At 61.0% G+C, this 23,359-nt stretch carries 19 protein-coding genes, 2 tRNA genes and 1 pseudogene; 10 read left to right on the top strand and 12 right to left on the bottom strand.

Annotation, left to right across the window (positions count from 1 at the left end; genetic code table 11):
* Positions 1–101: 101 nt before the first annotated feature.
* The 8 genes from PSTAB_RS08360 to leuC all read right to left on the bottom strand — a co-directional run bounded on the left by PSTAB_RS08360 (position 102) and on the right by leuC (position 10,222).
* The gene (locus PSTAB_RS08360; RefSeq protein ID WP_013982525.1) at positions 102–725 is read right to left on the bottom strand and encodes a phosphoribosylanthranilate isomerase; all 624 of its coding nucleotides are present in this window, start codon (positions 723–725) and stop codon (positions 102–104) included.
* Positions 726–806: 81 nt separating this feature from the next.
* Positions 807–1,667 (bottom strand): tRNA pseudouridine(38-40) synthase TruA, encoded by an 861-nt coding sequence (gene truA / locus PSTAB_RS08355; RefSeq protein WP_041771707.1) that lies wholly within the window; start codon positions 1,665–1,667, stop codon positions 807–809.
* A 2-nt stretch (positions 1,668–1,669) separates the two neighbouring features.
* Positions 1,670–4,414 carry a motility hub landmark protein FimV gene (locus PSTAB_RS08350; RefSeq protein WP_041771706.1) on the bottom strand — a complete coding sequence of 915 codons (2,745 nt, stop codon included), beginning with the start codon at positions 4,412–4,414 and terminating at the stop codon, positions 1,670–1,672.
* Between the two features lie 144 nt (positions 4,415–4,558).
* Entirely contained in the window at positions 4,559–5,569 is a 1,011-nt protein-coding gene (locus PSTAB_RS08345) for an aspartate-semialdehyde dehydrogenase (RefSeq protein WP_041771705.1), read from the bottom strand.
* 134 nt (positions 5,570–5,703) lie between these two features.
* Complete coding sequence (asd, locus tag PSTAB_RS08340) at positions 5,704–6,816, bottom strand: aspartate-semialdehyde dehydrogenase (RefSeq protein WP_013982519.1); 1,113 nt, start codon at positions 6,814–6,816, stop codon at positions 5,704–5,706.
* Positions 6,817–6,870: 54 nt separating this feature from the next.
* Positions 6,871–7,953, bottom strand: coding sequence for a 3-isopropylmalate dehydrogenase (gene leuB, locus PSTAB_RS08335; RefSeq protein WP_013982518.1), 1,083 nt, complete (start codon positions 7,951–7,953; stop codon positions 6,871–6,873).
* 182 nt (positions 7,954–8,135) lie between these two features.
* On the bottom strand, positions 8,136–8,783 hold the full coding sequence (gene leuD / locus PSTAB_RS08330; protein ID WP_013982516.1) for a 3-isopropylmalate dehydratase small subunit: 648 nt from the start codon (positions 8,781–8,783) through the stop codon (positions 8,136–8,138).
* Positions 8,784–8,794: 11 nt separating this feature from the next.
* Complete coding sequence (gene leuC / locus PSTAB_RS08325; RefSeq protein WP_011912925.1) at positions 8,795–10,222, bottom strand: 3-isopropylmalate dehydratase large subunit; 1,428 nt, start codon at positions 10,220–10,222, stop codon at positions 8,795–8,797.
* 149 nt (positions 10,223–10,371) lie between these two features.
* Here leuC and PSTAB_RS08320 point away from each other — a divergent pair, with 149 nt between their 5' ends.
* Positions 10,372–11,247 (top strand): LysR family transcriptional regulator, encoded by an 876-nt coding sequence (locus PSTAB_RS08320; protein WP_013982515.1) that lies wholly within the window; start codon positions 10,372–10,374, stop codon positions 11,245–11,247.
* Positions 11,248–11,304: 57 nt separating this feature from the next.
* Here the strand turns inward: PSTAB_RS08320 and PSTAB_RS08315 are convergent, their stop codons facing one another.
* Positions 11,305–11,751, bottom strand: coding sequence for an Hsp20 family protein (locus PSTAB_RS08315; protein WP_013982514.1), 447 nt, complete (start codon positions 11,749–11,751; stop codon positions 11,305–11,307).
* A gap of 129 nt (positions 11,752–11,880) precedes the next feature.
* Here PSTAB_RS08315 and PSTAB_RS08310 point away from each other — a divergent pair, with 129 nt between their 5' ends.
* Complete coding sequence (locus tag PSTAB_RS08310) at positions 11,881–12,627, top strand: SDR family oxidoreductase (RefSeq protein WP_013982513.1); 747 nt, start codon at positions 11,881–11,883, stop codon at positions 12,625–12,627.
* Between the two features lie 6 nt (positions 12,628–12,633).
* On the opposite strand, the gene PSTAB_RS08305 is transcribed toward PSTAB_RS08310, so the two are convergent.
* From PSTAB_RS08305 to PSTAB_RS08295, 3 genes are all read right to left on the bottom strand, one after another.
* Positions 12,634–13,608, bottom strand: a complete 975-nt coding sequence (locus PSTAB_RS08305) for a tRNA dihydrouridine synthase (protein WP_013982512.1) — start codon at positions 13,606–13,608, stop codon at positions 12,634–12,636.
* 77 nt (positions 13,609–13,685) lie between these two features.
* Positions 13,686–13,979: a hypothetical protein gene (locus tag PSTAB_RS08300; protein WP_041771704.1), complete on the bottom strand. Its 294-nt coding sequence runs from the start codon at positions 13,977–13,979 to the stop codon at positions 13,686–13,688.
* 26 nt (positions 13,980–14,005) lie between these two features.
* On the bottom strand, positions 14,006–14,317 hold the full coding sequence (locus PSTAB_RS08295) for a hypothetical protein (protein ID WP_014596441.1): 312 nt from the start codon (positions 14,315–14,317) through the stop codon (positions 14,006–14,008).
* A gap of 398 nt (positions 14,318–14,715) precedes the next feature.
* Between PSTAB_RS08295 and PSTAB_RS08285 the strand changes: the two genes are divergently transcribed.
* From PSTAB_RS08285 to PSTAB_RS08250, 8 genes and pseudogenes are all read left to right on the top strand, one after another.
* Positions 14,716–14,792 (top strand) — tRNA-Met (locus tag PSTAB_RS08285).
* A 159-nt stretch (positions 14,793–14,951) separates the two neighbouring features.
* Positions 14,952–15,028, top strand: a tRNA-Met gene (locus PSTAB_RS08280).
* A gap of 150 nt (positions 15,029–15,178) precedes the next feature.
* Positions 15,179–16,216 (top strand): IS630-like element ISPa47 family transposase, encoded by a 1,038-nt coding sequence (locus tag PSTAB_RS08275; RefSeq protein WP_013982509.1) that lies wholly within the window; start codon positions 15,179–15,181, stop codon positions 16,214–16,216.
* A gap of 821 nt (positions 16,217–17,037) precedes the next feature.
* Positions 17,038–17,349: pseudogene (locus PSTAB_RS08270) on the top strand (hypothetical protein); the annotation flags it as partial.
* Positions 17,350–17,423: 74 nt separating this feature from the next.
* On the top strand, positions 17,424–18,626 hold the full coding sequence (locus PSTAB_RS08265; protein WP_003285289.1) for a DegT/DnrJ/EryC1/StrS family aminotransferase: 1,203 nt from the start codon (positions 17,424–17,426) through the stop codon (positions 18,624–18,626).
* Positions 18,627–18,629: 3 nt separating this feature from the next.
* Positions 18,630–20,192 (top strand): lipopolysaccharide biosynthesis protein, encoded by a 1,563-nt coding sequence (locus PSTAB_RS08260; RefSeq protein WP_003285287.1) that lies wholly within the window; start codon positions 18,630–18,632, stop codon positions 20,190–20,192.
* Positions 20,161–21,093, top strand: coding sequence for a glycosyltransferase family 2 protein (locus PSTAB_RS08255; protein WP_013982506.1), 933 nt, complete (start codon positions 20,161–20,163; stop codon positions 21,091–21,093). The genes PSTAB_RS08260 and PSTAB_RS08255 overlap by 32 nt, the downstream gene beginning before the upstream one ends.
* Before the next feature lie 49 nt (positions 21,094–21,142).
* Positions 21,143–23,353 (top strand): polysaccharide biosynthesis tyrosine autokinase, encoded by a 2,211-nt coding sequence (locus PSTAB_RS08250; RefSeq protein WP_013982505.1) that lies wholly within the window; start codon positions 21,143–21,145, stop codon positions 23,351–23,353.
* Positions 23,354–23,359 lie beyond the last annotated feature (6 nt).

The following is a 23,359-nucleotide window of genomic DNA, read 5'->3' as shown; positions in this document are numbered from 1 at the left end:
GCAGCCGCAAAAACCTGATCACCGCCCGTGGGGAGATGAATCAGCGAAACGGTGCCGGTCCACCGGCGACTCGTTACTGGACGGCCCCGGCTGGTCCGGCGTCACATGACCGAGCGCACACGCCTGACAAAGGTTTCAACCTTGACGGCATCCTTGATGCCCTTGCTTGCCTCCACACCACCGCTGACATCCACCGCGCACGGTCGAACCTGGGCAATGGCCTGTTCGACGTTATCCGCCGTCAACCCTCCTGCCAGAATCAGCGGCTTGGACAAGTTCGGCGGAATCAACGACCAATCGAAGCACTCTCCTGTGCCTCCAGGAACGCCGGCGACAAAGGTATCGAGGAGAATGCCACTGGCGTTGGCATAGAGCGCCACCTGCGCGGCTATATCCTCTCCGCCGCCTACTCTCAACGCCTTGTACCACGGCCGGTGAAACCCTTCGCACTGTGCCGGCGATTCATCGCCATGGAACTGCAGCATATCCAGCGGAACGGCGTCGAGAATCTCGTTGATTTCACAGCGACTGGCGTTCACGAACAGACCTACCGTCGTGACGAATGGGGGCAACGCGGCAACGATCTCGCGCGCACGCTGCAGGCTGACCGCACGCGGGCTTTTGCTATAGAAAACCAGCCCGATGGCATCGGCGCCGGCTTTGGCCGCGATCAGCGCATCTTCAACCCGGGTTATGCCGCAAATCTTGCTGCGAACGACTGGCAAAGGAGCTTACCTATCTACAGGGAAACCGGATGGTAACAAAAGACCTGCCGGCTGCAAGCGAATGCTGCGGAGCCTCTCCCATCAGCGCCGCACATCTGGCAAGCCGGAAAGAAAATGCGGACCGAGGTAGCGCTCAGGTAGTTCGAACTCTGCCGGATAATCGACCTCGACCAGATAAAGGCCGTAGGGATGAGCAGTTACGCCGCCTGTGCGGCGAACTCGCGACTCCAGCACTTGCGCAGCCCACTCCACCGGCCTTTCGCCTGCCCCGATGGTCATCAGCACACCGGCAAAATTACGCACCATGTGATGAAGGAACGCGTTCGCGCGTACGTCGATCACGATGAGCCGTCCGAACTGGAGCAACTCGAGATGATGAATGGTCTTGATCGGCGACTTGGCCTGACATTGCCGCGCACGAAACGCACTGAAATCGTGCGTGCCAACCAACGCTGCCGCGGCGGCACGCATCCGCTCGATATCCAGCGGGCGATGGTTCCAGGTGACCTCTTCCGCCATATGCGCCGGCCGAATCTGATCGTTATAGATCACATAGCGGTAACGACGGGCCATTGCACTGAAACGCGCATCAAAATGCGGGGACATCTTCTTGGCCCAGGTCACGCTGATATCGGGCGGCAGGTTCATGTTCGCCCCCATTACCCAGGCGTGCATGCTCCGTTCTACCGGGGTGTCGAAATGCACCACCTGGCCGCTGGCATGCACCAGCGCATCGGTTCTGCCGGCGCAACTGAGCGTAACGGGATGCCCACCGGCGACTCTGGTCAAGGCATTCTCGAGCGACTCCTGAATGGAAGGCACACCGGCGCGCTGGCGTTGGAACCCGCGATAACGGGATCCTTTGTATTCGACACCGAGAGCTATTCTGGAAACGCCGACGGCAGCCATTTCGGCTGCCGTTTCGGGTACTGCTTGGTTCATGATCAGGCTAGTTTGGCGAGCATCTCGCGCGCCTCTTGCTGTTGCACGTCGCTACCCTCGGAAATCACTTCGTCCAGAATATCGCGAGCACCTTCGGCATCCCCCATGTCGATGTAAGCGCGGGCAAGATCCAGCTTGGTGGTGGTCTCATCGGTATCGGAGAAGAAGTCGAAGTCATCGTCCGCACCGCCTGCAGCGCTCGTCGCAGCCGGCACCGGAGTTGGTTCGCTCAGATCATTGGACAGATCATCCAGCTCAGCTTCGACCACATTCAACTGCTCGGCAAAACTCTGGGGTTGAGCTTCCACCTCAGGCTCGTCCAGGGAAATATCGAAATCTTCTGGCAACTGCTCAGGCGTGTTCGTGTTGACCGGCTCGGCCAGTTCGAAATCGAGATCGTCACCATCGAAAGCCGTGGGTGCTTCGGTCGGCTCGTCGTCGAGAGTCAGCGAAAACTCGCTATCGGCCGGCGTGCTTTTCTCAGCCTCGAGATCGAAGGAGAAGTCGGAGATATTCTCCTGCGAAGTTTCCTGCAGGCTTTCGCCCTGATCGAGTTCGAAAGAGAAGTCACTTGTAGCTGGCGACTCGTTCCGCTCGACAGGAGTCTCATCCAGCATCAGGTCATCGAAGTTCAGCGAGTCGTCAGCCGGTACCGCCGTAGGACGCTCGTTATTCAGATCGATATCCAGATCATCCAGGCTGAGGTCGAAGGCATCATCCAGATCCTGCCCTGCAGCCGGCGCAACAGGCTCGTCAAGCTGCAGGTCATCAAGACTGAGGCTATCCACATTCTTATGGGCAGCCGCAGCCGCAACTGCCGAACCTGCCAGCGCAGCGGCCATGGCTGGGTACTTCTGCTTGAGCTGCTCGACTTCGCCGGCAGCCCCGCCGATTTCGCGCAGTTCGCTTTCTTCACGAGCGAAACCATCGCGATTGCCAAGCTCTGCGTAGACCTCCATGAGCTTCAGGCGCAGGTCGCGTCGGTGCGGCTCGTCATTGAGTGCGTTCTGCAAGAGTTCGGCAGCCTGATTGAAGCGGCCATATGCGATATAGATGTCAGCCTCGGCCAAGGCATCCCCAGTGGTAGACGTCAGCTCGTCCGACGCAGTGCTGGCGGAGCCGGAAAAGGGGGCGGGCTCTGGATGCTCCTGTCCGATATCGACGAAAGCAGGCGTTCCGACGCGCAGGTCTTCGACAGCCTCTTCAGCCAGCAGGCTTTCCTGCAGTTCGGCTTCCTTCATCGCGTTACGACGTGACAAGGCCATGAGCCCCAACAGCAGCAGTAACAGTGCGCTACCGCCGACCACGCCGAGCAGCAGGGTGTTCGAAAGCAGGTCGTCGATCAGCCCGCGAGGCTCAGGCTCTACCGCGGGGGCGACCGGTCTGGCCGGCGCGGCGGGCTTGGCAGCCGGCTGCGCCGCCGCAGGACGCTCAGCGGGGGCAGGCGCGGCGACTGGCGCAGAGTCTTGCTGACCTGTGCCCGAGCCAGCCGACGGCTCATCAGGTGCGGCGCTTTCGTTAGCGGCACCGCCTTCAGACGGCGCGCCAGCAGACGGCTCAGCCTGACCGGCATTCTCGGCACCGGACGCGGCCGGAACCTGCCCTTCCACACCGAGCTGCGCCTGCAGTTTGGCCAGCTGATCATCTTTAAGCTGCATGAGCCGCTGCAGTTTTTCCAGCTGCCCTTGCAGATCATTCAACCGATCTTTCAGCTCGTCATTCTCACGCCGGCTGGAATCGAGGCTTTCCTGAGTTACCGCAAGCTTGTCACGAAGCGCCTTACCACCATCGGCAGAGCCGGTTTCGGATCCTGCCGTCGACTTCCCGGCGTCAGCAGCCACAAGACGGAGGTTGTCTCCGGAGTCGCTACGGGACGGCGCAGCACCGGCCTCGGTGCGACGGGTCGCATCCAGTTGACGAGCACCTGCTACAGCGCCTCCTCGGCTCTGACGCCAGGCAGCGTTCTGCTCGGCGACCTGGGTGATCGCTTCAGCTTGCGAACGGCGGGATATCTGCTCTGCATCAGGCAGACGAAGCACTTGCCCGCTCTTCATCCGATTGATATTGCCGCCAATGAAGGCATCGGGGTTCAGATCCTGGATCGCCAGCATGGTCTGATGGACCGTGCCGTTACGACGATTACGCTCCGCGATGTCCCACAGCGTATCGCGAGCCGATACCTTGTATTCGCTACCGGACTGCGCTGGCGATGCCACGGAAACGCCAGTAGCGGGCGCCGCAGGTGCGGCTGCCGGACGAGACGGTGCGGTGCGAACGGGCTCGACGGCGCGAGCAGGGGCAGAAATAGGCAACTGCGGCGCAGCAGCGGCAGCAGTTTCAGGCGAATAAAGCGGAGGGTCCAGCAGCAGCGTGTACTCGCGCAGCAGGCGACCGTTAGGCCAGAGGACCTCTACGAGAAAATTGAGATATGGCTCGCGTACCGGCTTGCTCGACGAAACCTGGATGACACTTTTTCCGTTTGGACGCAGTACGGGCGTGAACTTCAGGTCGGTCAGAAAGTACTGGCGATCAATACCGGCACGATTGAATTCCTCAAGCGAGGCGAGAACCGGAATCACCTCTCCCGGTGCCAGGTTTTTGGCATCGAGCAGCTCGATTTCGGCGATCAGCGGTTGATTCAAAGACGACTGAAGCGTGACCTCTCCCAACCCAAGCGCATGGGCCATTTCTGTAGTCAGCGCGGTAGCAGCCGCGATTGCCAGCACCAGATTGCGAACCCGAACCATTATTTAATCCCTTGTTTATCTTTTTCTCGAACTACGAGAGGGTCTTATTTCACTGCCCGCGCCACCTTACGGTGGCTCCCCTTCAGCGATAAGCCGTTCAGCGCATCGGCTAGAAATATTCTTTGAATTTCCAGTAAGTATCTTTTACAGATAGTCTTTTATCAACAACTCACCGGACTGCACAGCATTCAGTGCCGCGCCTTTTCGCACGTTATCAGACACAATCCACAAATTGACTTCACGCGGGTCGCTGGTGCCTTGGCGGACCCGGCCGACATGAATGACGTCCTGCCCCACGGCATCCTCGACCGCGGTCGGATAGTCACCAGCCTCGACCAGCTCGATGCCGGGCGCCGCGTCCAGTGCTGCCGTCAACGATTGCATGTCGGCTTCGGCGCCACCCAGCAGAGAAACCACCAGACTCTCGCCAAAGAAAACCGGCACCTGGATGAAGGTTGCGGCAACCCGCAATTTCGGAAGATCCAGCAGCTGCCGAAGCTCTGCTGCCACACGTCGCTCCTGATCGGCATGCCCGGCGCCGTCAAGCTCCTCGACCTGGGCGAGCATATTGAAAGCCATTTGCCGACCAAATACCCGCGGTTCGAGCGGCCTCGCGTTCAGCAGCTCGCTGGTCTGCCGCGCAAGCTCCTTGACACCCGCACTACCGCGACTGGAGACCGGCAGGCAAGCCGTAACCGTAACGCGCTGCAGATCCAGCTGCTGCTGGATAGGTGCCAACGCAATCGCGAGCGCGACCGACTCCGGCAGCGGGCTGCTGAAGCAGCGGCAATCGGAGATCGCCTCGACTCGGCCACCATTGACCTCCGGCACCAGACAAGGCTGCTGCTCGACCGCGACCGTAGCGGACAGATCGATGACTCTGCATCCAGCGGCCTTCGCGCTGACTCGGCATCGAGCGGCCATATCGCTCGCTCCGACGAGAAACACCAATTGCACGCGAGTGAAATCGAACCGATCCGCATCGCCAGTGCGCAGGTTACGTCCCTTGAACGGCACGCTGTGGCCGATACCCTCGCCGCTATCCAGCAAGTGCAGCTCGGAAAGTGGAAATCCACGCTCTTCGAGCACTTCGACCAGGGCCTCACCTACCAGGCTGACCGCTTCTACAACCGCAACTCCGACAAGCGAGGGCATCATCTTCTCCATGCATCAGGACGGGCACTGTAGCGAAATGGCTGATCGCTGCAAGCAGCGCCGCCGAGCGGCGCGCTGCGCAGACGAAAACGCCGCGACGAATCGCGGCGTTTCGGCACTTCAAGCAATGCTCATCAACGTTCCAGCAGGATACGCAACATGCGGCGCAAAGGCTCGGCGGCACCCCACAGAAGCTGATCGCCGACGGTGAACGCGCCCAGATAATGCGAGCCCATGTTCAGCTTGCGCAGGCGCCCGACCGGAACGCTCAGCGTGCCGGTCACTGCCGCCGGGCTCAGCTCCTGCATGCTGGCGTCGCGATGATTGGGCACCAGCTTGACCCAGGGGTTGTGCTGGCTGATCAGCCCCTCGATGTCGGAGATCGGCACATCCTTGTTCAGCTTGATGGTCAGCGCCTGACTGTGGCAACGCATGGCCCCGACACGTACGCAGATACCATCGACCGGAATCGGGTTCTTGAAGCGACCGAGGATCTTGTTGGTTTCGGCCTGTGCCTTCCACTCCTCGCGGCTCTGCCCGTTCGGCAGCTCCTTGTCGATGTAGGGGATCAGGCTGCCGGCCAGCGGCACGCCGAAATTGTCGACCGGGAAGGCCTCGCTTCGCTGGGTTTCGGCCACCTTGCGGTCGATGTCGAGAATGGCGCTGGCGGGATTGAGCAGGTCGTCGGCCACCGCCGCATTGATGGCACCCATCTGCTTGATCAGCTCGCGCATGTTCTGCGCGCCGGCACCGGACGCCGCCTGATAAGTCATGGCGCTCATCCACTCCACCAGGCCGGCCTCGAACAGGCCACCCAGCCCCATCAGCGCCAGGCTGACAGTGCAGTTGCCGCCGATATAGTTCTTGGTCCCGGCATCCAGCTGCTGGTCGATCACGCGGCGGTTCACCGGGTCGAGCACGATCACCGCGTCGTCCTGCATGCGCAGGGCAGAGGCGGCGTCGATCCAGTAGCCCTGCCAGCCGGCCTCGCGCAGCTTGGGGAAGACTTCGTTGGTGTAGTCGCCGCCCTGGCAGGTCAGGATCACATCGAGACCTTTCAGCTCGTCGATGCTGTAGGCGTCCTTCAGCGCAGCGGTTTCCTTGCCAATATCGGGGCCCTGGCCGCCAACGTTGGAGGTGGTGAAGAACACAGGCTCAATCAGGTCGAAGTCCCGCTCTTCCAGCATCCGCTGCATGAGCACGGAACCGACCATACCGCGCCAACCGATCAGACCTACACGTTTCATCGCAACTACACCTATAGAAAAAGTGGCCCGCGCAGATTAAGGCGGGCCGAAAGATTACAACTTCGCGAGGGCCGCGACTACTGCATCACCCATCGCCTGAGTACCGACCTTGTTACAACCTTCGGACCAGATGTCGCCAGTACGCAGGCCCTGATCGAGCACATCGCTTACCGCCTGTTCGATGGCATCGGCCGCCGCGACCTGGTTGAAGCTGTAACGCAGCATCATCGAAACGGACAGGATGGTTGCCAGCGGGTTGGCGATACCTTTGCCGGCGATGTCCGGTGCCGAGCCATGGCACGGCTCGTACATGCCTTTGTTGCCGGCGTCCAGCGAGGCGGACGGCAGCATGCCGATCGAGCCGGTGAGCATGGAGGCCTCGTCCGACAGGATGTCGCCGAACATGTTGTCGGTGACGATTACGTCGAACTGCTTCGGCGCGCGCACCAGCTGCATGGCCGCGTTATCGACATACATATGGCTGAGTTCGACTTCCGGGTAGTCCTTGGCGACTTCCTCGACGACCGCGCGCCATAGCTGACTGGAAGCCAGCACGTTCGCCTTGTCCACCGAGCAGAGCTTCTTGTTGCGCACCATGGCCATATCGAAACCGACCTTGGCGATGCGGCGGATTTCGCTCTCGCTGTACGGCAGCGTGTCGTACGCCATGCGCTCGCCGTTCTCCAGCACCTTGCTCTCGCGCGGCTGGCCGAAGTAGATGCCACCGGTCAGCTCGCGCACGATCAGGATATCCAGACCGGCGACGATTTCGGGCTTGAGCGACGAGGCATCGGCCAACTGCGGATAGAGCAGCGCCGGCCGCAGGTTGCCGAACAGGCCCAACTGGGAACGGATCTTCAGCAGACCACGCTCCGGACGGATGGCCGGATCGATGGTGTCCCACTTGGGCCCGCCGACCGCGCCCAGCAGAATGGCGTCAGCGGCGCGGGCGCGCTCCAGCGTTTCGTCGGCCAGCGGCACACCGTACTTGTCGACGGCCGCGCCGCCCAGCTCGTCATAGCTCAGCTCGAAGCCCAGATCGAACTTGTCACTGGCCAGCTGCAGCACCTTGACCGCCTCGGCCATGATTTCCGGGCCGATGCCATCGCCGGGGAGAACCAGAATCTGTTTGGACATTTCCTATTCCTTATAAGAGGTCACATCGAGGCAGGGCGCACCGATGGGCTGAGCCCACCTGGTTTTTCGTTCGTCACCAGCCTCGGCTTTTTTGCGTTGCCAGATGGCGCCGAGCAGTCGAGGCGCCATTGCGAGGATCTTTCCGCAGGATGAGACCGAACCCGCCCTGCTTGTCGTACAGACTACTTGATCGCGCCGAACAACCAAGGCTGGCTCTGCTGGTGGCGAACTTCGAAGGCCTTGATGGCCTCGGCGTCCTGCAGGGTCAGACCGATATCGTCCAGACCATTGAGCAGGCAGTGCTTGCGGAAGGCATCGACCTCGAAGCCGTATTGCTTGCCGTCCGGACGGGTAACGGTCTGCGCAGCCAGATCGACGGTCAGCTGGTAGCCTTCGGTCGCCTCGGCCTGCTGGAACAGCTCGTCCACCTCCTCTTCTTTCAGCACGATCGGCAACAGGCCGTTCTTGAAGCTGTTGTTGTAGAAGATGTCGGCGAAGCTCGGCGCGATGATGGCGCGGAAGCCGTATTCGTCCAGCGCCCACGGCGCATGCTCACGGGAGGAGCCACAGCCGAAGTTCTCGCGGGCCAGCAATACGCTGGCGCCCTGATAACGCGGGAAGTTCAGCACGAAGTCCTTGTTTACCGGACGCTGCGAGCAATCCTGGTTCGGCTGACCGACATCCAGATAGCGCCACTCGTCGAACAGGTTGGGGCCGAAGCCGGTGCGCTTGATCGACTTCAAGAATTGCTTCGGAATGATCTGGTCAGTGTCGACATTGGCGCGATCGAGTGGGCAGACCAGGCCGGTGTGTTGGGTAAAGGCTTTCATGTCTCGTCTCCTCAGGCCTGGATCAATTCGCGTACGTCGATGAAGTGGCCGGTAACCGCTGCGGCAGCAGCCATCGCCGGGCTGACCAGGTGGGTACGCCCGCCCGCACCCTGGCGGCCTTCGAAGTTGCGGTTGGAGGTCGAGGCGCAATGCTCGCCGCTGCCAAGCTTGTCCGGGTTCATCGCCAAACACATGGAGCAGCCCGGCTCGCGCCATTCGAAGCCGGCCTCGATGAAGATCTTGTCCAGCCCCTCGGCCTCGGCCTGCTGCTTGACCAGGCCCGAGCCCGGCACCACCAGCGCCTGCTTGACGTTCGCGGCGACCTTCCGCCCCTTGGCGACTTCGGCTGCAGCGCGCAGATCCTCGATCCGCGAGTTGGTGCACGAACCGATGAACACGCGATCCAGACGAATGTCGGTAATGGCCTGATTGGCCTGCAAGCCCATGTACTTCAGCGCGCGGGTGATGGAATCCTTCTTCACCGGGTCGGCCTCTACGGCCGGGTCCGGCACGTTCTGATCGACAGCCAGTACCATCTCCGGCGAAGTGCCCCAGCTGACCTGCGGCTTGATGTCCTCGGCCTTGAGTTCAACGATGGTGTCGAACACCGCGTCGTCGTCGGAAACCAGGTCCTGCCACAGCTTCACGGCCTTGTCCCAATCGGCGCCCTTCGGGGCGTAAGGCCGCCCTTCGACGTACGCAATGGTCTTCTCGTCCACGGCGACCATGCCCACGCGGGCGCCCGCCTCGATGGCCATGTTGCAGATGGTCATGCGGCCCTCCATGGACAGGTCGCGAATCGCGCTGCCGGCAAATTCCAGTGCATGGCCATTGCCACCGGCGGTGCCGATCTTGCCGATCACCGCCAACACGATGTCCTTGGCGGTGACGCCGAACGGCAGCTTGCCTTCGACGCGCACCTGCATGTTCTTCATCTTCTTGGCGACCAGGCACTGGGTGGCGAGCACGTGCTCGACCTCGGAAGTGCCGATGCCGTGGGCCAGCGCACCGAAGGCGCCGTGGGTGGAGGTGTGCGAGTCACCGCAAACCACGGTCATGCCCGGCAATGTCGCGCCCTGCTCCGGGCCGATCACGTGGACGATGCCCTGACGCACGTCGTTCATCTTGAATTCGAGGATGCCGAAATCGTCGCAGTTCTCGTCCAGCGTCTGCACCTGAATGCGCGAAACCTCGTCGGCAATGGCCTCCAGACCACCTTGGCGCTCGCCCTTGGTGGTCGGCACGTTGTGGTCCGGGGTGGCGATGTTGGCGTCGATGCGCCACGGCTTGCGATTGGCCAGGCGCAGCCCTTCGAAGGCCTGCGGCGACGTCACTTCGTGGAGGATGTGACGGTCGATGTAGATCAGCGATGAACCATCATCGCGACGTTTCACCTCGTGCATTTCCCAGAGCTTGTCGTAGAGCGTCTTGCCGGCCATCGGACTTTTCCTCATCTGCTTTCTATGCGGGGCGAATAGCCCTTGCGCTTATGGGGTCGATGCTAGGGGCTTGCATTGAATTACTCAAATTCATATTTTTCATCCAATGCATTCCTGACTGGAATTCACAGCCATCCGGAAGTCCTCCCATGGATCTCGCCAACCTCAACGCCTTTATCGCAGTCGCGGAAACCCGCAGCTTTTCCCTGGCCGCCGAACGCCTCCATCTGACCCAGCCGGCGGTGAGCAAGCGCATCGCCGCGCTGGAAGCACAGCTGGATGTGCGCCTGTTCGATCGGCTGGGCCGCGACGTCAGTCTCACCGAAGCTGGCCGCGCCCTGCTCCCCCGCGCCTACCAGATCCTGAATGTACTGGACGACACCCGCCGTGCCTTGACCAACCTCAACGGCGATATTGGCGGACGGCTGAGCCTGGCGACCAGCCATCACATCGGCCTGCATCGGCTGCCTCCGCTGTTGCGCGCCTTTACCCGCGCGCACCCGCAGGTCAGCCTGGATATCCGTTTTCTCGATTCGGAAGTGGCCTATGACGAGGTACTGCACGGCCGTGCCGAGCTGGCGGTGATCACCTTGGCGCCACAGACCGCCGAGCCGGTGGTGGCGGTGAAGGTCTGGGACGATCCACTGGATTTCGTCGTCGCGCCCGAGCATCCGTTGGCCAGCAAGGCGGATATCACCCTGGCGGACGTCGCCGGCCACCCGGCGGTATTCCCAGGCGGCAATACATTTACCCACCACATCGCCCAGCGCCTGTTCGAGCGCGAGGGACTGACACCTAACATCACCATGAGCACCAATTACATGGAGACGATCAAGATGATGGTCTCCATCGGCATTGCCTGGAGCGTGCTGCCACGTCGCATGCTGGACGAACAGGTGGTCAGCCTGCCCTTGCCGGGTGTCCAGCTGACGCGACAGCTCGGCTACATCCTGCACAGGGAACGCACCCTGTCCAATGCGGCCAGGGCGTTCATGACACTGCTGGATGCTGAACGCGGTGACTGACCAGACGAGACAACTACGAGAAAGGGCGCCCTATGGCGCCCTTCTCTTCTTTGCAGATCAACCCTCCAGCGCGGGCCGCTGATCGGCATTGATCGGGATGCGCTTGGGCTTGGCCTCTTCCGGCACCACGCGCACCAGGTCGATGTTGAGCAGGCCACTGTTCAGCGCAGCGCCTTTCACCTCGATGTGGTCGGCTAGCCGGAACGACAACTTGAACGCCCGCTGAGCGATGCCCTGATGCAGATAGGTGACATTCTCGGCCTCGCTTTCGCGCCGCCCGCCGCTAATGGTCAGCACGCTGCGCTCGACCTGCAGATCGAGGTCGGACTCCTCGAAGCCGGCGGCTGCGACCACGATTCGATACTGGTCGTCACCGTGTTTCTCGATGTTATAGGGTGGATACGAGCTGCCGGTGTCGTTACGCAGGGCGGACTCGAACAGGTCATTGAAACGATCAAAGCCCACGGATTGCCGGAACAGAGGGGCCATGGGGAATGAACTCATGATAAACCTCCTGAAATCAGCGAGTTGAAACGGGCGGGACCCGACTTCGGCATCCCGCTGAGCCGTAGATAGGAACCGAAAAACGGATTTCAAGAGGCTGCAAACGAGCCAGGCGACGAGAGGTAGCACATGTCCAGAGTCATGCTGATTACAGGCGCCAGCCGCGGCATCGGCGCCGCCACTGCACGACTGGCGGCGCAACAGGGCTATGCCTTGTGCCTGAACTATCACCAGCGCGCGGATGCCGCGAACGCGGTGCTCGATCAGGTCCGCGGCCTGGGCGTAACGGCGATCGCCGTACAGGCCGACGTCGCTGACGAGACCCAGGTGCTGCACATGTTCGAAGCCATCGACCGGGAGTTCGGCCGGCTGGACGTGCTGGTCAACAACGCCGGCATGCTCGAGCAGCAGATGCGCCTGGAACAGATGGATGCGGCGCGCTGGACCCGCGTACTGGGCGCCAACGTGATCGGCAGCTTCCTGTGCGCACGCGAGGCGATCAAGCGGATGTCGACGCGCCATGGCGGCAGGGGCGGCGCCATCGTCAACCTGTCTTCGGTGGCCGCCCGCCTCGGCGCACCAGGCGAATACATCGACTACGCGGCCGCCAAGGGCGCCATCGACAGCATGACCCGGGGCCTGGCCAAAGAGGTCGCCAGCGAAGGCATCAGGGTCAATGCGGTGCGCCCGGGCGTGATCCATACCGATATCCACGCCGCCGGGGGCGAGCCGGATCGTGTCGAGCGGGTCAAGGCAAGTGTGCCGATGGGGCGCGGCGGGCAAGCCGAGGAAATCGCCGAAGCCATCCTCTGGCTCGCCAGCGAACAGGCCAGCTATACCAGCGGAGCGCTACTGGATGTAGCCGGTGGGCGTTGATTCGGCTCAGGCCAATGCGGCGGCACGCAATTCGCGCGTATCGACGCCGAGCATCGCATCGATCCGCGCGCAATCGTTTTCCCGGCGCAGCTCGGCGAACAGCGCCACCGCCTCCGGATAATTGCGAGTCAGCAGGGCCAGCCACTGCTTGAGCCGACCCGGCGCATAACGCGGCGCGATCTTTTCTCGCGCTTGCTGCCAGAAATCCAGCAGCACGGGGCGGAATTCCTCCCAGCTCATCGGCGCGATCTGCTGGCCGGCTTTAGCCGCAGCGATCTGCCGGGCCAGGTCCGGTCGTGAAACCAGCCCGCGCCCCAGCATGATGTCCTCTGCCCCGCTGACCTCACGGCAGCGGCGCCAGTCCTCCAGCGACCAGATATCGCCATTGGCATAGACGGGCACCGGCACTACCTCCTGCACCCGCGCGACCCACTCCCAATGCGCCGGCGGCTTGTAGCCTTCGACCTTGGTTCGGGCGTGCACCACCAGCTGCTCTGCCCCACCGGCCACCAGCGCACGGGCGCAATCGAGCGCGCCGTCCGGGCTGTCGAAGCCGAGACGCATCTTGGCGGTTACCGGGATGTCCGCCGGCACGGCTCGGCGCACCTCACAGAGAATCGAATGCAGCAGCTCCGGCTCCTTCAGTAGCACAGCACCGCCGCGGGATTTGTTGACCGTCTTGGCCGGGCAGCCAAAATTGAGGTCGATGGCCGGGGCGCCGAGTGTGCAGGCAAAAGCCGCGTTGTCTGCCAGGCAGATCGGATCGGAGCCCAACAATTGAACGCGCACCGGCGTCCCGGCACGAGTGAGCGCGCCGGCCTTCAGTTCCGCGGCAAGCTTGTCAAAGCTGCTTTGCGGCAACAGGCGATCGGACACCCGAATGAACTCGGTCACGCACCAGTCGACGCCACCCACCCGGGTGAGCACGTCACGAAGGATTTCGTCGACCAGCCCCTCCATGGGTGCCAAAGCAATCTGCATACCGGTCACTACATGATGAAAAGGCCGGCATTGTACGGATGCGTCGCGCCTTTATGAATCGGCGCTAGCTGGCCGACTTATTCCTCTATCGTTCCGCCGATGGTATCGGTCCCGGTAGTCGCGCCCATGCCACCCGTCGTTCCGGTATTGCCGGTGCCCATGGTGCCCAGATTGCTGTCGCGCTGGCCGCTGGAATCCTTTTCGCCATCGGAGCCGCCGCGTTCTTCCGGGGACGCAGGCATGGTATCCACCGCGTCCTCCGCAGCTCCGGAACCTCGAGCGTCGCCGTGCTGCTTATCCGACGACTCCGCGAACGCACCGGCTGAGCTGAGCAGAACCAGTGCTGCCACTGAGGCAATTATCGATTTCATGGAAACCTCCTGATGGTAGAGAGCCGCTAATCGCTGCGCCTCTCCAGCTTCGGCCGACGGCGATGTTCCATATCGGTTTCATTGCCTCCATGACCGGGCTCGGCCGAGTCATCCAGCTGCTCGCCAGATGGCTGCCTGGAACCGCCCTGATCGGTGCGCTCAGCTTCGTCGAGATGCTCTACGCCGCTACCGATGCCCATCGAACCATTACCGGCTGCACCGCGATCCGGCGCGCCAGTGTTCTGCGCCACGGGCACCCCAGCGAAAGGCAGCTCCAGGCTCTGTGCGCCCGCCGTAGAAGCGAGTAGCGCGAGCAGCAACGTCGTTGGAATACGCATAACCGGTACCTCCGCATTCGTCCGCCTAACCGTTTGGCAGCAGCCCTCGCCTTGAGTGCGATGGCTGGCGACCGATGGCGCTCCGGAACCGCTTTTCGCCACCGGGGTCACAACCTCAAGGACGATGATTGATTACACAGAGGAAGCACCGGATGGAACCTGCGCTCATAGTTGCGATGATGGTACTGGGCTGGATCTCGGTCGCGCTCGCCATGCTCTGGGGCATGTTGCGGATCGCCCGGCGGCACCAGCCACGGCAGACGCCCCGCCCCATCCGGCCCGCTGCTTCGCCTGACTCCCCTGCCCCTTTGCCCCTTCGCTCCTGGCAGGCCAGCCTGGTTTCCCGGCGATTTGAAATAAACCCGTGACAGCAGCGTTCAAAGCTGTAGAATGCGCCTCGCGGGATGGAGCAGTCTGGTAGCTCGTCGGGCTCATAACCCGAAGGTCGTCGGTTCAAATCCGGCTCCCGCAACCAATTTGAAAGGCCACTCAAATGAGTGGCCTTTTTTGTTATGGCGCTGTTCCAGATTGCACACCGCAAGCCATGGCACTGCTAAGCATTTGAAGAAAAAAGCTTTTTTCAGCCCAGGTGATTGACACCGCCTCTCCGGGCTGTAGAATGCGCCCCCACAGACGCGGGATGGAGCAGTCTGGTAGCTCGTCGGGCTCATAACCCGAAGGTCGTCGGTTCAAATCCGGCTCCCGCAACCAAATCACGAAAAGGCCACTCAGACGAGTGGCCTTTTTCGTTTGCGCGTCTTTTTTGTCACGGACAGACAAGCGCGCCCCCTCTTTCGGCCAGTCAGCCGCGTCTTGTATTAACCTGGCAAATAAATAGGGCATATTAGATAATCTGTCTCCATGAAAATAGATGCCCGTAAACTCAGCCCCCAAGAACAACGTGAAAAGCGCTCCACGGCCCTACGCATGCGTGAGCAGGGTTACACCTACAAGGCTATTGGCGAAGCGGTTGGTGTTCACCCCCGCACTATTGCTCACTGGGCGCAGGTCGCAGAACATAAAGGCGAAAAGGCTGCCATTGCCGGCGGCCAGCGTGGTGTGCGCCAGGGTGATCGCCGCAGTTTGAGCTCCAGCCAGGAAGTGCTGATTCGCACCTTGATGACCGATAAGATGCCCGACCAACTCAAGCTCGGCTTTGCGCTCTGGACGCGTGATGCGGTGCGAGAACTGATCCGCCAGCGCTGTGGTTTTCTCATGCCGGTTCGAACGGTTGGTGAATACCTCAAGCGTTGGGGCTACACCCCGCAGCGCCCACTGCATCGGGCTTATCAGCAGAAACCTGAAGTGGTTCAGCACTGGCTGGATAATGAATATCCACGCATCGCACAGCGGGCCAAGGCTGAGAATGGTGAGATTCAGTGGGGCGACGAAACCGGTATGCGCAGTGACAGCCATGCTGGCCGCAGCTACGCCCCTATTGGCGAAACGCCGGTGCGCCTGGTCAGCGGCAGTCGTTTTTCCACCAACATGATTTCCACCGTGACCAATCGGGGCAAACTGCGCTTCATGCTGTATCGGGAAACGCTGACAGCCCCAGTGCTGATTCGCTTCCTGAGTCGCCTGATTCGCGATGCTCAGGGCCGCAAGGTGTTCCTGATTCTCGACAACCTGCGCGTACACCACAGCAAAAAGGTGAGCGCCTGGGTTGGCGACCGCAAAGAGCAAATCGAACTGTTCTTCTTGCCGGCCTACGCCCCGGAGTTGAACCCTGACGAGTATTTGAATTGTGATTTGAAACATCAGGTTCGCACGGGCTTGCCGGCGCGTAATCAGGACGAACTGGAAAGGCGTGTTCGCTCGGTCATGAGACGATTGCAATTACGCCCTCAAAGAATCCGTTCTTATTTCCGGCATCCACGTATCGCCTACGCAGCATGATTTGGTGTATTTGATTGCCGGGTTAATAACAACGGGTCCGTAGAATTAACTCTTTATCCGAAGCTAATTACCACATTCGCTATAACCATTCATGATAGCCCTAGGCCAGCCCGCGTCAAAAACAAAACTCTTTCAACTCAATAAGTTGGCTCTCCTAAACACCTCGCGATCCCCATCCGCAACTTTTTTTTGGCTCCCTGGCTTGACTTGGTTCACGTTATGACGGATATATAGTCGCAACAGGGAGCAATACGTTGCAGAGCAGTTTAAGACCAACTGGACAGGTCAAGTTTTGCGGCGCAAGAGTTAAACCCCCTGCCTGATTAGTATCGCTTTTAATAAAGCGATACGGGCTCGTTCGCCATAAGCATTGAGAGAGCCGGGGCTCGCAGAGTGCCCGGAGTGCGGTAGCCATGCCCGATTCTCTCAAGGTCACACGCGGACGTTGGCCGATCGCAGATGACGGGTAGTACGTACAAGTTATTCAAATCGACATGTAAATAAGTCGATGGCGGTAGCTTTGTCTAAATAAAAGAATATTTAGATCGGCATTAACTTTCGTCACAGGCTAAAAGCCTACTGCCCAGGCATTACGCCGAAATTCTTTATTCCCACCCAGGACGCCGATCAGCAGCGGCGCGGCAATAGCTGCGGTTCGACAAACCGTTTCGCCTCGCCTTTGCGCAGGGAGAACTAAAGTGTCAACAATCTTTTATGGAACGGAAGATCAGGACAAGGCATTGATTGCGCGGGATATCAATCAGAATGGCTACGCCTGCATACCCGGCTACTTGAACAATCTGCAACTAAGGAAGGTCTGATACGTGCTGGTCAACGTGGTGGAGAAAGCACTGCTGCAGAACAAGTTGAGCCGCAAACTGATTAGCCGCGCGATAGGCCTCGGGCTGCTCAAGCCACAGCGCCTGCAGCTGGTACCCGGCAATCTCTACCTGTTCTGGGGCTACCGATCCCTGCACGCCAATGAACCTTGTGATCCGGCGCAGCTGCGCGCTACCGCGATCTTCCACTACGGCGATCCCCACGCCGGCAGCCTGATGACCCGAATGATCCTCAGACACAACCAACGCAGGGCACGGCGGGCCAGCGCGATCGGCGCGCATCAACCTGTCTGAGCGCGCATCTGTAGCACCCAGCGATAACCCCCGAATGCATTAGGGGGCGGCTGAGCTTCGATAAGGAAATCACCATGATCAACGTGACCAAGTCGTACATGGGCAGCAAAAACAAGTTCAAGGCTTACATCGACAGGATCTACAACACCGGCTGGCTCACCAACAACGGACCGTTAGTGACTGCACTCGAGCAACGACTCAAGGACTACCTCGGGGTGAGGAACATCATCCTCACCAACAACGGCACCATCGCGCTGCAGATTGCCTATCGAGCGCTGGGATTGACCGGCAGCGCCATCACCACCCCCTTCAGCTTCGTTGCCACCACCAGCTCGCTGCAATGGGAAGGCATCAAGCCGATCTTCGCCGACATCGATCCGGCGACCTGGAATCTGGACCCGGAACAGATCGAGCGAAATATCCAGCCCAACACCTCCGCCATCGTCGCGACGCACGTATTCGGCAATCCTTGCGATGTCGAACGCATCGAGCAGATCGCGCGCAAGAACAATCTGAGGGTCGTCTACGACGGCGCCCATGCGTTCGGCGTTCGTCACAAGGGGCGGTCGGTCTACGACTGGGGCGATATCAGCACGCTGAGCTTCCATGCGACCAAGCTGTTTCACACCATCGAGGGTGGCGCCATCGTCACCAACGACGACGCGCTGGCCGATCGCATCCGTCTGCTCTGCAACTTCGGCATCGTCGACACCGACCAGATCGAAGGCATCGGCATCAACGCCAAGCTCAACGAGTTCTCTGCCGCGATGGGCATGTGCGTACTCGACGACATCGAGCTGATTTTCGAATGCCGGGCGGAGATCGGCCATCGCTACGAGCGGCGCCTCGGCGAGCATTTCGACCTGCAACGACCGCAGCCCGAATCCCAGTGCAACTACAGCTATTTCCCCGTTGCCCTTGCCGATGAAAGCCAGCTGCTGCGCTGCCGCTCGCAACTGAACGAGAACGGCATCAACCCCCGCCGCTACTTCTACCCCTCGCTGGACACGCTCGATCATCTACAGCCGCAAGTGCCGCAGCCGCGCTCGCGAGCGTTGAGCCGCAAGGTTTTGTGCCTGCCGATCTATCCCGGTCTGCCGCGCAAGGTGCAGGAAAACGTCATGCAGACGCTCATCCAGGAGGCGATCCACAGCGAGCAGTCGAGCCGCACGCTGTTCCAGCCCCTTGCCGAAGCGTTCGGGCTGTTCAGCGCCACGGAGCGCCTGCCGGGCGCCGACTACCCGCGCATGCCCCTGACATCCGGAGGCCAGCAATAACCCATGTCAGATCCCAAGCGGTTATCGGTGATCCGCAACACCAGCCTGAATTACCTCGGGCAGGCGTATGCCCTGCTTGTCGGCATTCTGATCCTGCCGTTCTACCTGAAGCACCTCGGCGCCGAAGCCTACGGCCTGATTGGTTTCTTCGCGGTGCTCCAGGCCTGGTTGCAGTTACTCGATGCCGGGATGTCGCCTGCACTGGTCCGACAGGTCGCGCACTACCGCGGGCAGGGCGACCTGTCCGCCGCGCCCGGCCCCGCCGGGCGCCTTCTGCGCTCGTTCGAGCTGCTGTTGCTGCCGATTACGCTGGCAACCTGCGTGGCGATCTACCTGAGCAGCGGCTGGATCGCCGAAACCTGGCTGCAGACCCGCGAATTGAGTACCGGCACCATCATGCAGTGCATCAGCCTGATGGGCCTGATGGTCGGGCTGAGGCTCTACGCGACGCTGTACAAAAGCGGTCTGCAGGGCGTCGAATTGCATGGCTGGCTGAACGCAACGAATGTACTGATCGCTACCCTGCGTTACTTCGGCGGCCTGTTCCTGGTCGCCTACGTCTCGCAAGACCCGCTGGACTTCTTCCTATTTCAAACGGCCGTCGCCCTGGTGGAAACGCTGGCCTTTGCCAGCAAGGCTTATGTGCAACTGGCCAGCCCACGTTTGCTCACCGGCATCGACTGGCGCGTGGTCAAGCCGGTGCTGCCGTTCGCCGGCGGCATGTTCTTCACCTCACTGCTGTGGATCGTGCTGACCCAGCTGGACAAGGTGCTGCTTTCCAAGGTGCTGCTGCTCAAGGAGTACGGCTACTTCTCGCTGGTGGCGCTGATCACCACCGGCATCATGACCCTGACCAACCCACTGGTGCAGACGCTGCTGCCGCGCATGACCATGCTCGTGGCCGAAGGGCGGATCGCCGAGATGGAGCGGCTGTATCTGAACGCCACCCGCTTCGTCTGCAGCGTGCTGTTTCCCATGGCTGCGGTGATCGCCTGGCACGGTCAGGCGCTGATCTTCGCCTGGACTGGCGACGCTGCCGCTGCCCAATGGAGCGAACGCATGCTGTTCTGGTACGTGCCGGGCAGCGCACTGATGGCGGTCGGCGCCTTCCAGTTCTACCTGCAGTACGCCTACGGCCAGCTACGCCTGCACATCTGGTACAGCGTGGTTTCCACCGCCGTCAGCGTGCCGATCGTGATCTACACAGCGCTTGCCCACGGCGCCTACGGTGCCGCACTCGCGTGGTTCTTCCTGCGCCTGGCGACCTTCGTGATCTGGCCACCGGTGGTGCACCGGAGCTTTGCTCCGGGCCTGCAGGGCGTCTGGGCACGAGACATGTTGCGGATTACCGCCGCGACCGTGATCGGCGTGGCGCTGGGCGAGCCGCTGTTCCTGCTGATCGTCAGCGACAACCGTTTCGACATTCTGATGGCGCTGGCTGCAAGCGGGTTCATCTGCCTGCTGCTGGTCGCGGCGACCTCGAAATCACTGCTACTCAAGCTTCATCTACTCATCACCAAGCGAGCATCCAAAAATGGAATTGAAGAGCGAGCAAGCCTTGATTGAAAGCTGGGGCGGCAAGACCGAACCGCTGCTGAGCATCGTCTGCCTGGCCTACAACCATGCATTGTTTATCAGGAAGGCGCTGGAGAGCTTTCTCCAGCAGGAAACGGATTTCCCTTTCGAGGTGATCGTTCACGACGATGCCTCGACCGATACCACCGCCGCGATCATCGCCGACTACGCGGCGCGCTACCCAAGCATCATCAAGCCGATCTACCAGACGCAGAACCAGTTCAGCCTTGGCGAGCCGTTCAGCACGCGGCTATTCGCCCGTGCGGGGGGTAAGTACATCGCCTACTGCGAAGGCGACGACTACTGGACCGACCCGACCAAACTGCAGCAGCAGGTGGACTTTCTCGAGCAGCATCGTGACTACGTGATCACCTTTCACGATGCATTCATGTTCAACAGCCAGGGCATCATCCAGAGCCCGCAGCTCACCGGAAAGCTGCGCAAGGACGCCACCGCGCTGGAACTGATGCAGGGCCGTCCGCTGTCGACGCTGACGGTGTGTTTTCGCAACCTCATCCAGGAACTGCCGCCGGAATTGCTCGGCGTGAAAGTGCTGGATATCTGCTGGTGGTCGCTGCTCGGCGCCTACGGCAAGGGCAAGTTCATGGAAGAGATCAGCCCCGCCGCCTACCGCGTGCACGAGGGCGGCATCTTCTCCATGCAGCCGAGCCGGCAACGCATCCAGATGGCCATGCACGCCCACTACTCGCTGGCGCGCTACTACAACTGCATCGGCAACAACGCGCTCTACGAGTACTTCCTGATCCAGGTGTTCGGCGAGTGCCTCTCGCTGATCTCGCCGTTCAGCAAGATCCAGGCGCTCTCGACGATCGCCCAGAACATCAGCCTCAACCTGCTGCGCCGGTTGAGCCCACGGCTGGCCAGGAGCTGACCAGCCCGCCCCGCTTCTTTGCAAACTCGCACCATGAGGAAGGACCCCAATGACTGCCTTGACCCGCTCTTCGCTGGAATATGACGCGGACAACCGCATCGATCTCGCCGGAATAATGCGCACTGCCTTCGACCACAAGGCGCTGATCATCGCCATTACCGGGCTATTCGCCGCGCTGGGTGTCGCCTACGCACTGATCGCTACCCCGATCTATCAGGCAACCGCGATGATCCAGATCGAACCGAAAAAAGCCGCGATCACCGGCGTGCCGGAAATATCGGCCCGGCCAGATTCGGTGTCCCAGGCGGTCACCGAAATCTCACTGCTCAAATCCCGCGCGGTGCTGGGAAAGGCAGTAGAAGAGCTCAAGCTCTATATCGTGGCGAAGCCGCGGCATTTCCCGCTCATTGGTAGCTACCTGGCTCGCAGACATGACCCCGCGACCGATGGTGCCCTGGCTGCTCCGCTGTTCGGCTTGGTTGGATACGCCTGGGGCGGGGAGAAGCTCGACGTATTCCAGCTCGATGTTCCGGAGGCCTATCTGGGCATGGAGCTCACACTGGTGGCCGGCAATGCAGACAACTACAGCCTGTATGACGACGAGCAGCAGCTGCTCCTGCGTGGCCAAGTGAACCAGGCTGTTGAGAGCCAAGGCTTCAAGGTGCAGGTCGCCAACCTGCAGGCGCGCCCCGGCACCGAGTTCCTGCTGGTCAGGAATCGTCCGCAGACCACCGCGCTGGATTACCAGAACCGCCTGAAAGTCGGCGAAGCCGGCAAGGACTCGGGGATCATCTACATGTCCCTGGAAGATCCCGATCCACAACTGGCCAACCGGGTGCTTGATGAAATCAGCCGCCTGTACGTCAGTCAAAACATCCAGCGCAGTTCGGCTGAAGCGGCCCAGCGCCTTGAGTTCCTGCGCTCGCAGCTGCCACAGGTGCGTAAGGAACTGGAAAAAGCCGAGGCGGCGCTGAACGCCTACCAGACCAGCTCCAAGTCCGTAGACATCAGCATCGAGACCAAAGGCGTGCTGGATCAGATCGTCGCCCTGGAAACACAGATTTCCGAACTGTCTCTCAAGCGCGTGGAGTACGACCGCCTCTATACCCGCGAACACCCGACCTACCGGACACTGATGACCCAGATGAACGAGCTGCAGGCACAGAAAGCTCAGCTGCTGAAGAAGGTCGACGCTCTCCCCATGACGCAGCAGGAGTTGCTGCGCCTTCAACGTGACATGGAAGTCACGACCCAAACCTACACGCTGCTGATGAACCAGGCCCAGGAGCAGGACATCCTGCGCGCCGGCACGATCGGCAACGTGCGCGTCATCGACAACGCCTACTCGATGATCGAGAAGCCCTCCAAACCGGTCAAACCACTGGTGGTGGCCATCGCGATCTTCGTCGGCCTGCTCGCCTCGGCGGCAGTGATTCTGCTGCGCCAGGCGTTCTACCGCGGTGTGGAAAGCCCGGATGTGATCGAGAAGCTAGGCGTGCCGGTCTATGCCGGCCTGCCCTACAGTGCTTCGCAGGATCAGTTGAACCGCAGCCGCAAGAGCCGCGACGGCAAAACCCGGCTGCTCAGCCTCACCGAGCCGACCGACCTGGCCGTCGAATCGCTGCGCAGCCTGCGTACCAGCCTCAAGTTCGCCATGCTCGAGGCGCGCAACAAGGTGCTGATGATCACCAGCCCAACCCCTGCGGTGGGCAAGTCGTTCGTGTCCAGCAACCTCGCCGCCGTCATCGCCCAGACCGGACAGCGCGTGTTGCTTATCGATGCCGATATGCGTCGCGGCTACCTGCATACCCTGTTCGGCATGGCACCACGCCACGGACTCTCGGATGCGCTGGCCAGTGGCCTGAGCCTGGCGGAAGTCAGCAACCGTACCGAGCAGAAGAATCTGCATTTCATATCCGCTGGTTTTTCCGCACCAAACCCGTCCGAGCTGCTAATGCACGACAACTTTTCCCGCCTGCTCAGGGAGGCAGAGAAGCTGTACGACTTCATCATCATCGATACGCCGCCCGTGCTGGCCGTCACCGATGCGGTGCTCGTTGCGCAGCAGGCCGGTACCAACCTGCTGGTAGCTCGCTTCGGTCTCAGCACGAGCTCGCAGATCGATGCATCCAAACGCCGGCTCGCGCAGAACGGCGTGATCCTCAAGGGCGTGATTCTCAACGCCGTGAAGCGCAAGGCATCGACGTCACCTTATGACAGCGGTGCCTACGGCTATTACACCTACACCCAGCAAGCCTGAACGTCA

The organism is Stutzerimonas stutzeri, from assembly GCF_000219605.1.
Lineage (GTDB): Bacteria > Pseudomonadota > Gammaproteobacteria > Pseudomonadales > Pseudomonadaceae > Stutzerimonas > Stutzerimonas stutzeri.
The sequence above is the reverse complement of the archived record's forward strand: the minus strand, read 5'-3'. Positions and strand labels throughout refer to the sequence as shown.

Coding starts and splice junctions, on each gene's coding strand:
- truA (WP_041771707.1), bottom strand. CDS start 1,667: ATGAACCAAGCAGTACCCGAAACGGCAGCCGAAATGGCTGCCGTCGGC.
- PSTAB_RS08350 (WP_041771706.1), bottom strand. CDS start 4,414: ATGGTTCGGGTTCGCAATCTGGTGCTGGCAATCGCGGCTGCTACCGCG.
- PSTAB_RS08345 (WP_041771705.1), bottom strand. CDS start 5,569: ATGCCCTCGCTTGTCGGAGTTGCGGTTGTAGAAGCGGTCAGCCTGGTA.
- asd (WP_013982519.1), bottom strand. CDS start 6,816: ATGAAACGTGTAGGTCTGATCGGTTGGCGCGGTATGGTCGGTTCCGTG.
- leuB (WP_013982518.1), bottom strand. CDS start 7,953: ATGTCCAAACAGATTCTGGTTCTCCCCGGCGATGGCATCGGCCCGGAA.
- leuD (WP_013982516.1), bottom strand. CDS start 8,783: ATGAAAGCCTTTACCCAACACACCGGCCTGGTCTGCCCACTCGATCGC.
- leuC (WP_011912925.1), bottom strand. CDS start 10,222: ATGGCCGGCAAGACGCTCTACGACAAGCTCTGGGAAATGCACGAGGTG.
- PSTAB_RS08320 (WP_013982515.1), top strand. CDS start 10,372: ATGGATCTCGCCAACCTCAACGCCTTTATCGCAGTCGCGGAAACCCGC.
- PSTAB_RS08315 (WP_013982514.1), bottom strand. CDS start 11,751: ATGAGTTCATTCCCCATGGCCCCTCTGTTCCGGCAATCCGTGGGCTTT.
- PSTAB_RS08310 (WP_013982513.1), top strand. CDS start 11,881: ATGTCCAGAGTCATGCTGATTACAGGCGCCAGCCGCGGCATCGGCGCC.
- PSTAB_RS08305 (WP_013982512.1), bottom strand. CDS start 13,608: ATGCAGATTGCTTTGGCACCCATGGAGGGGCTGGTCGACGAAATCCTT.
- PSTAB_RS08300 (WP_041771704.1), bottom strand. CDS start 13,979: ATGAAATCGATAATTGCCTCAGTGGCAGCACTGGTTCTGCTCAGCTCA.
- PSTAB_RS08295 (WP_014596441.1), bottom strand. CDS start 14,317: ATGCGTATTCCAACGACGTTGCTGCTCGCGCTACTCGCTTCTACGGCG.
- PSTAB_RS08275 (WP_013982509.1), top strand. CDS start 15,179: ATGAAAATAGATGCCCGTAAACTCAGCCCCCAAGAACAACGTGAAAAG.
- PSTAB_RS08265 (WP_003285289.1), top strand. CDS start 17,424: ATGATCAACGTGACCAAGTCGTACATGGGCAGCAAAAACAAGTTCAAG.
- PSTAB_RS08260 (WP_003285287.1), top strand. CDS start 18,630: ATGTCAGATCCCAAGCGGTTATCGGTGATCCGCAACACCAGCCTGAAT.
- PSTAB_RS08255 (WP_013982506.1), top strand. CDS start 20,161: ATGGAATTGAAGAGCGAGCAAGCCTTGATTGAAAGCTGGGGCGGCAAG.
- PSTAB_RS08250 (WP_013982505.1), top strand. CDS start 21,143: ATGACTGCCTTGACCCGCTCTTCGCTGGAATATGACGCGGACAACCGC.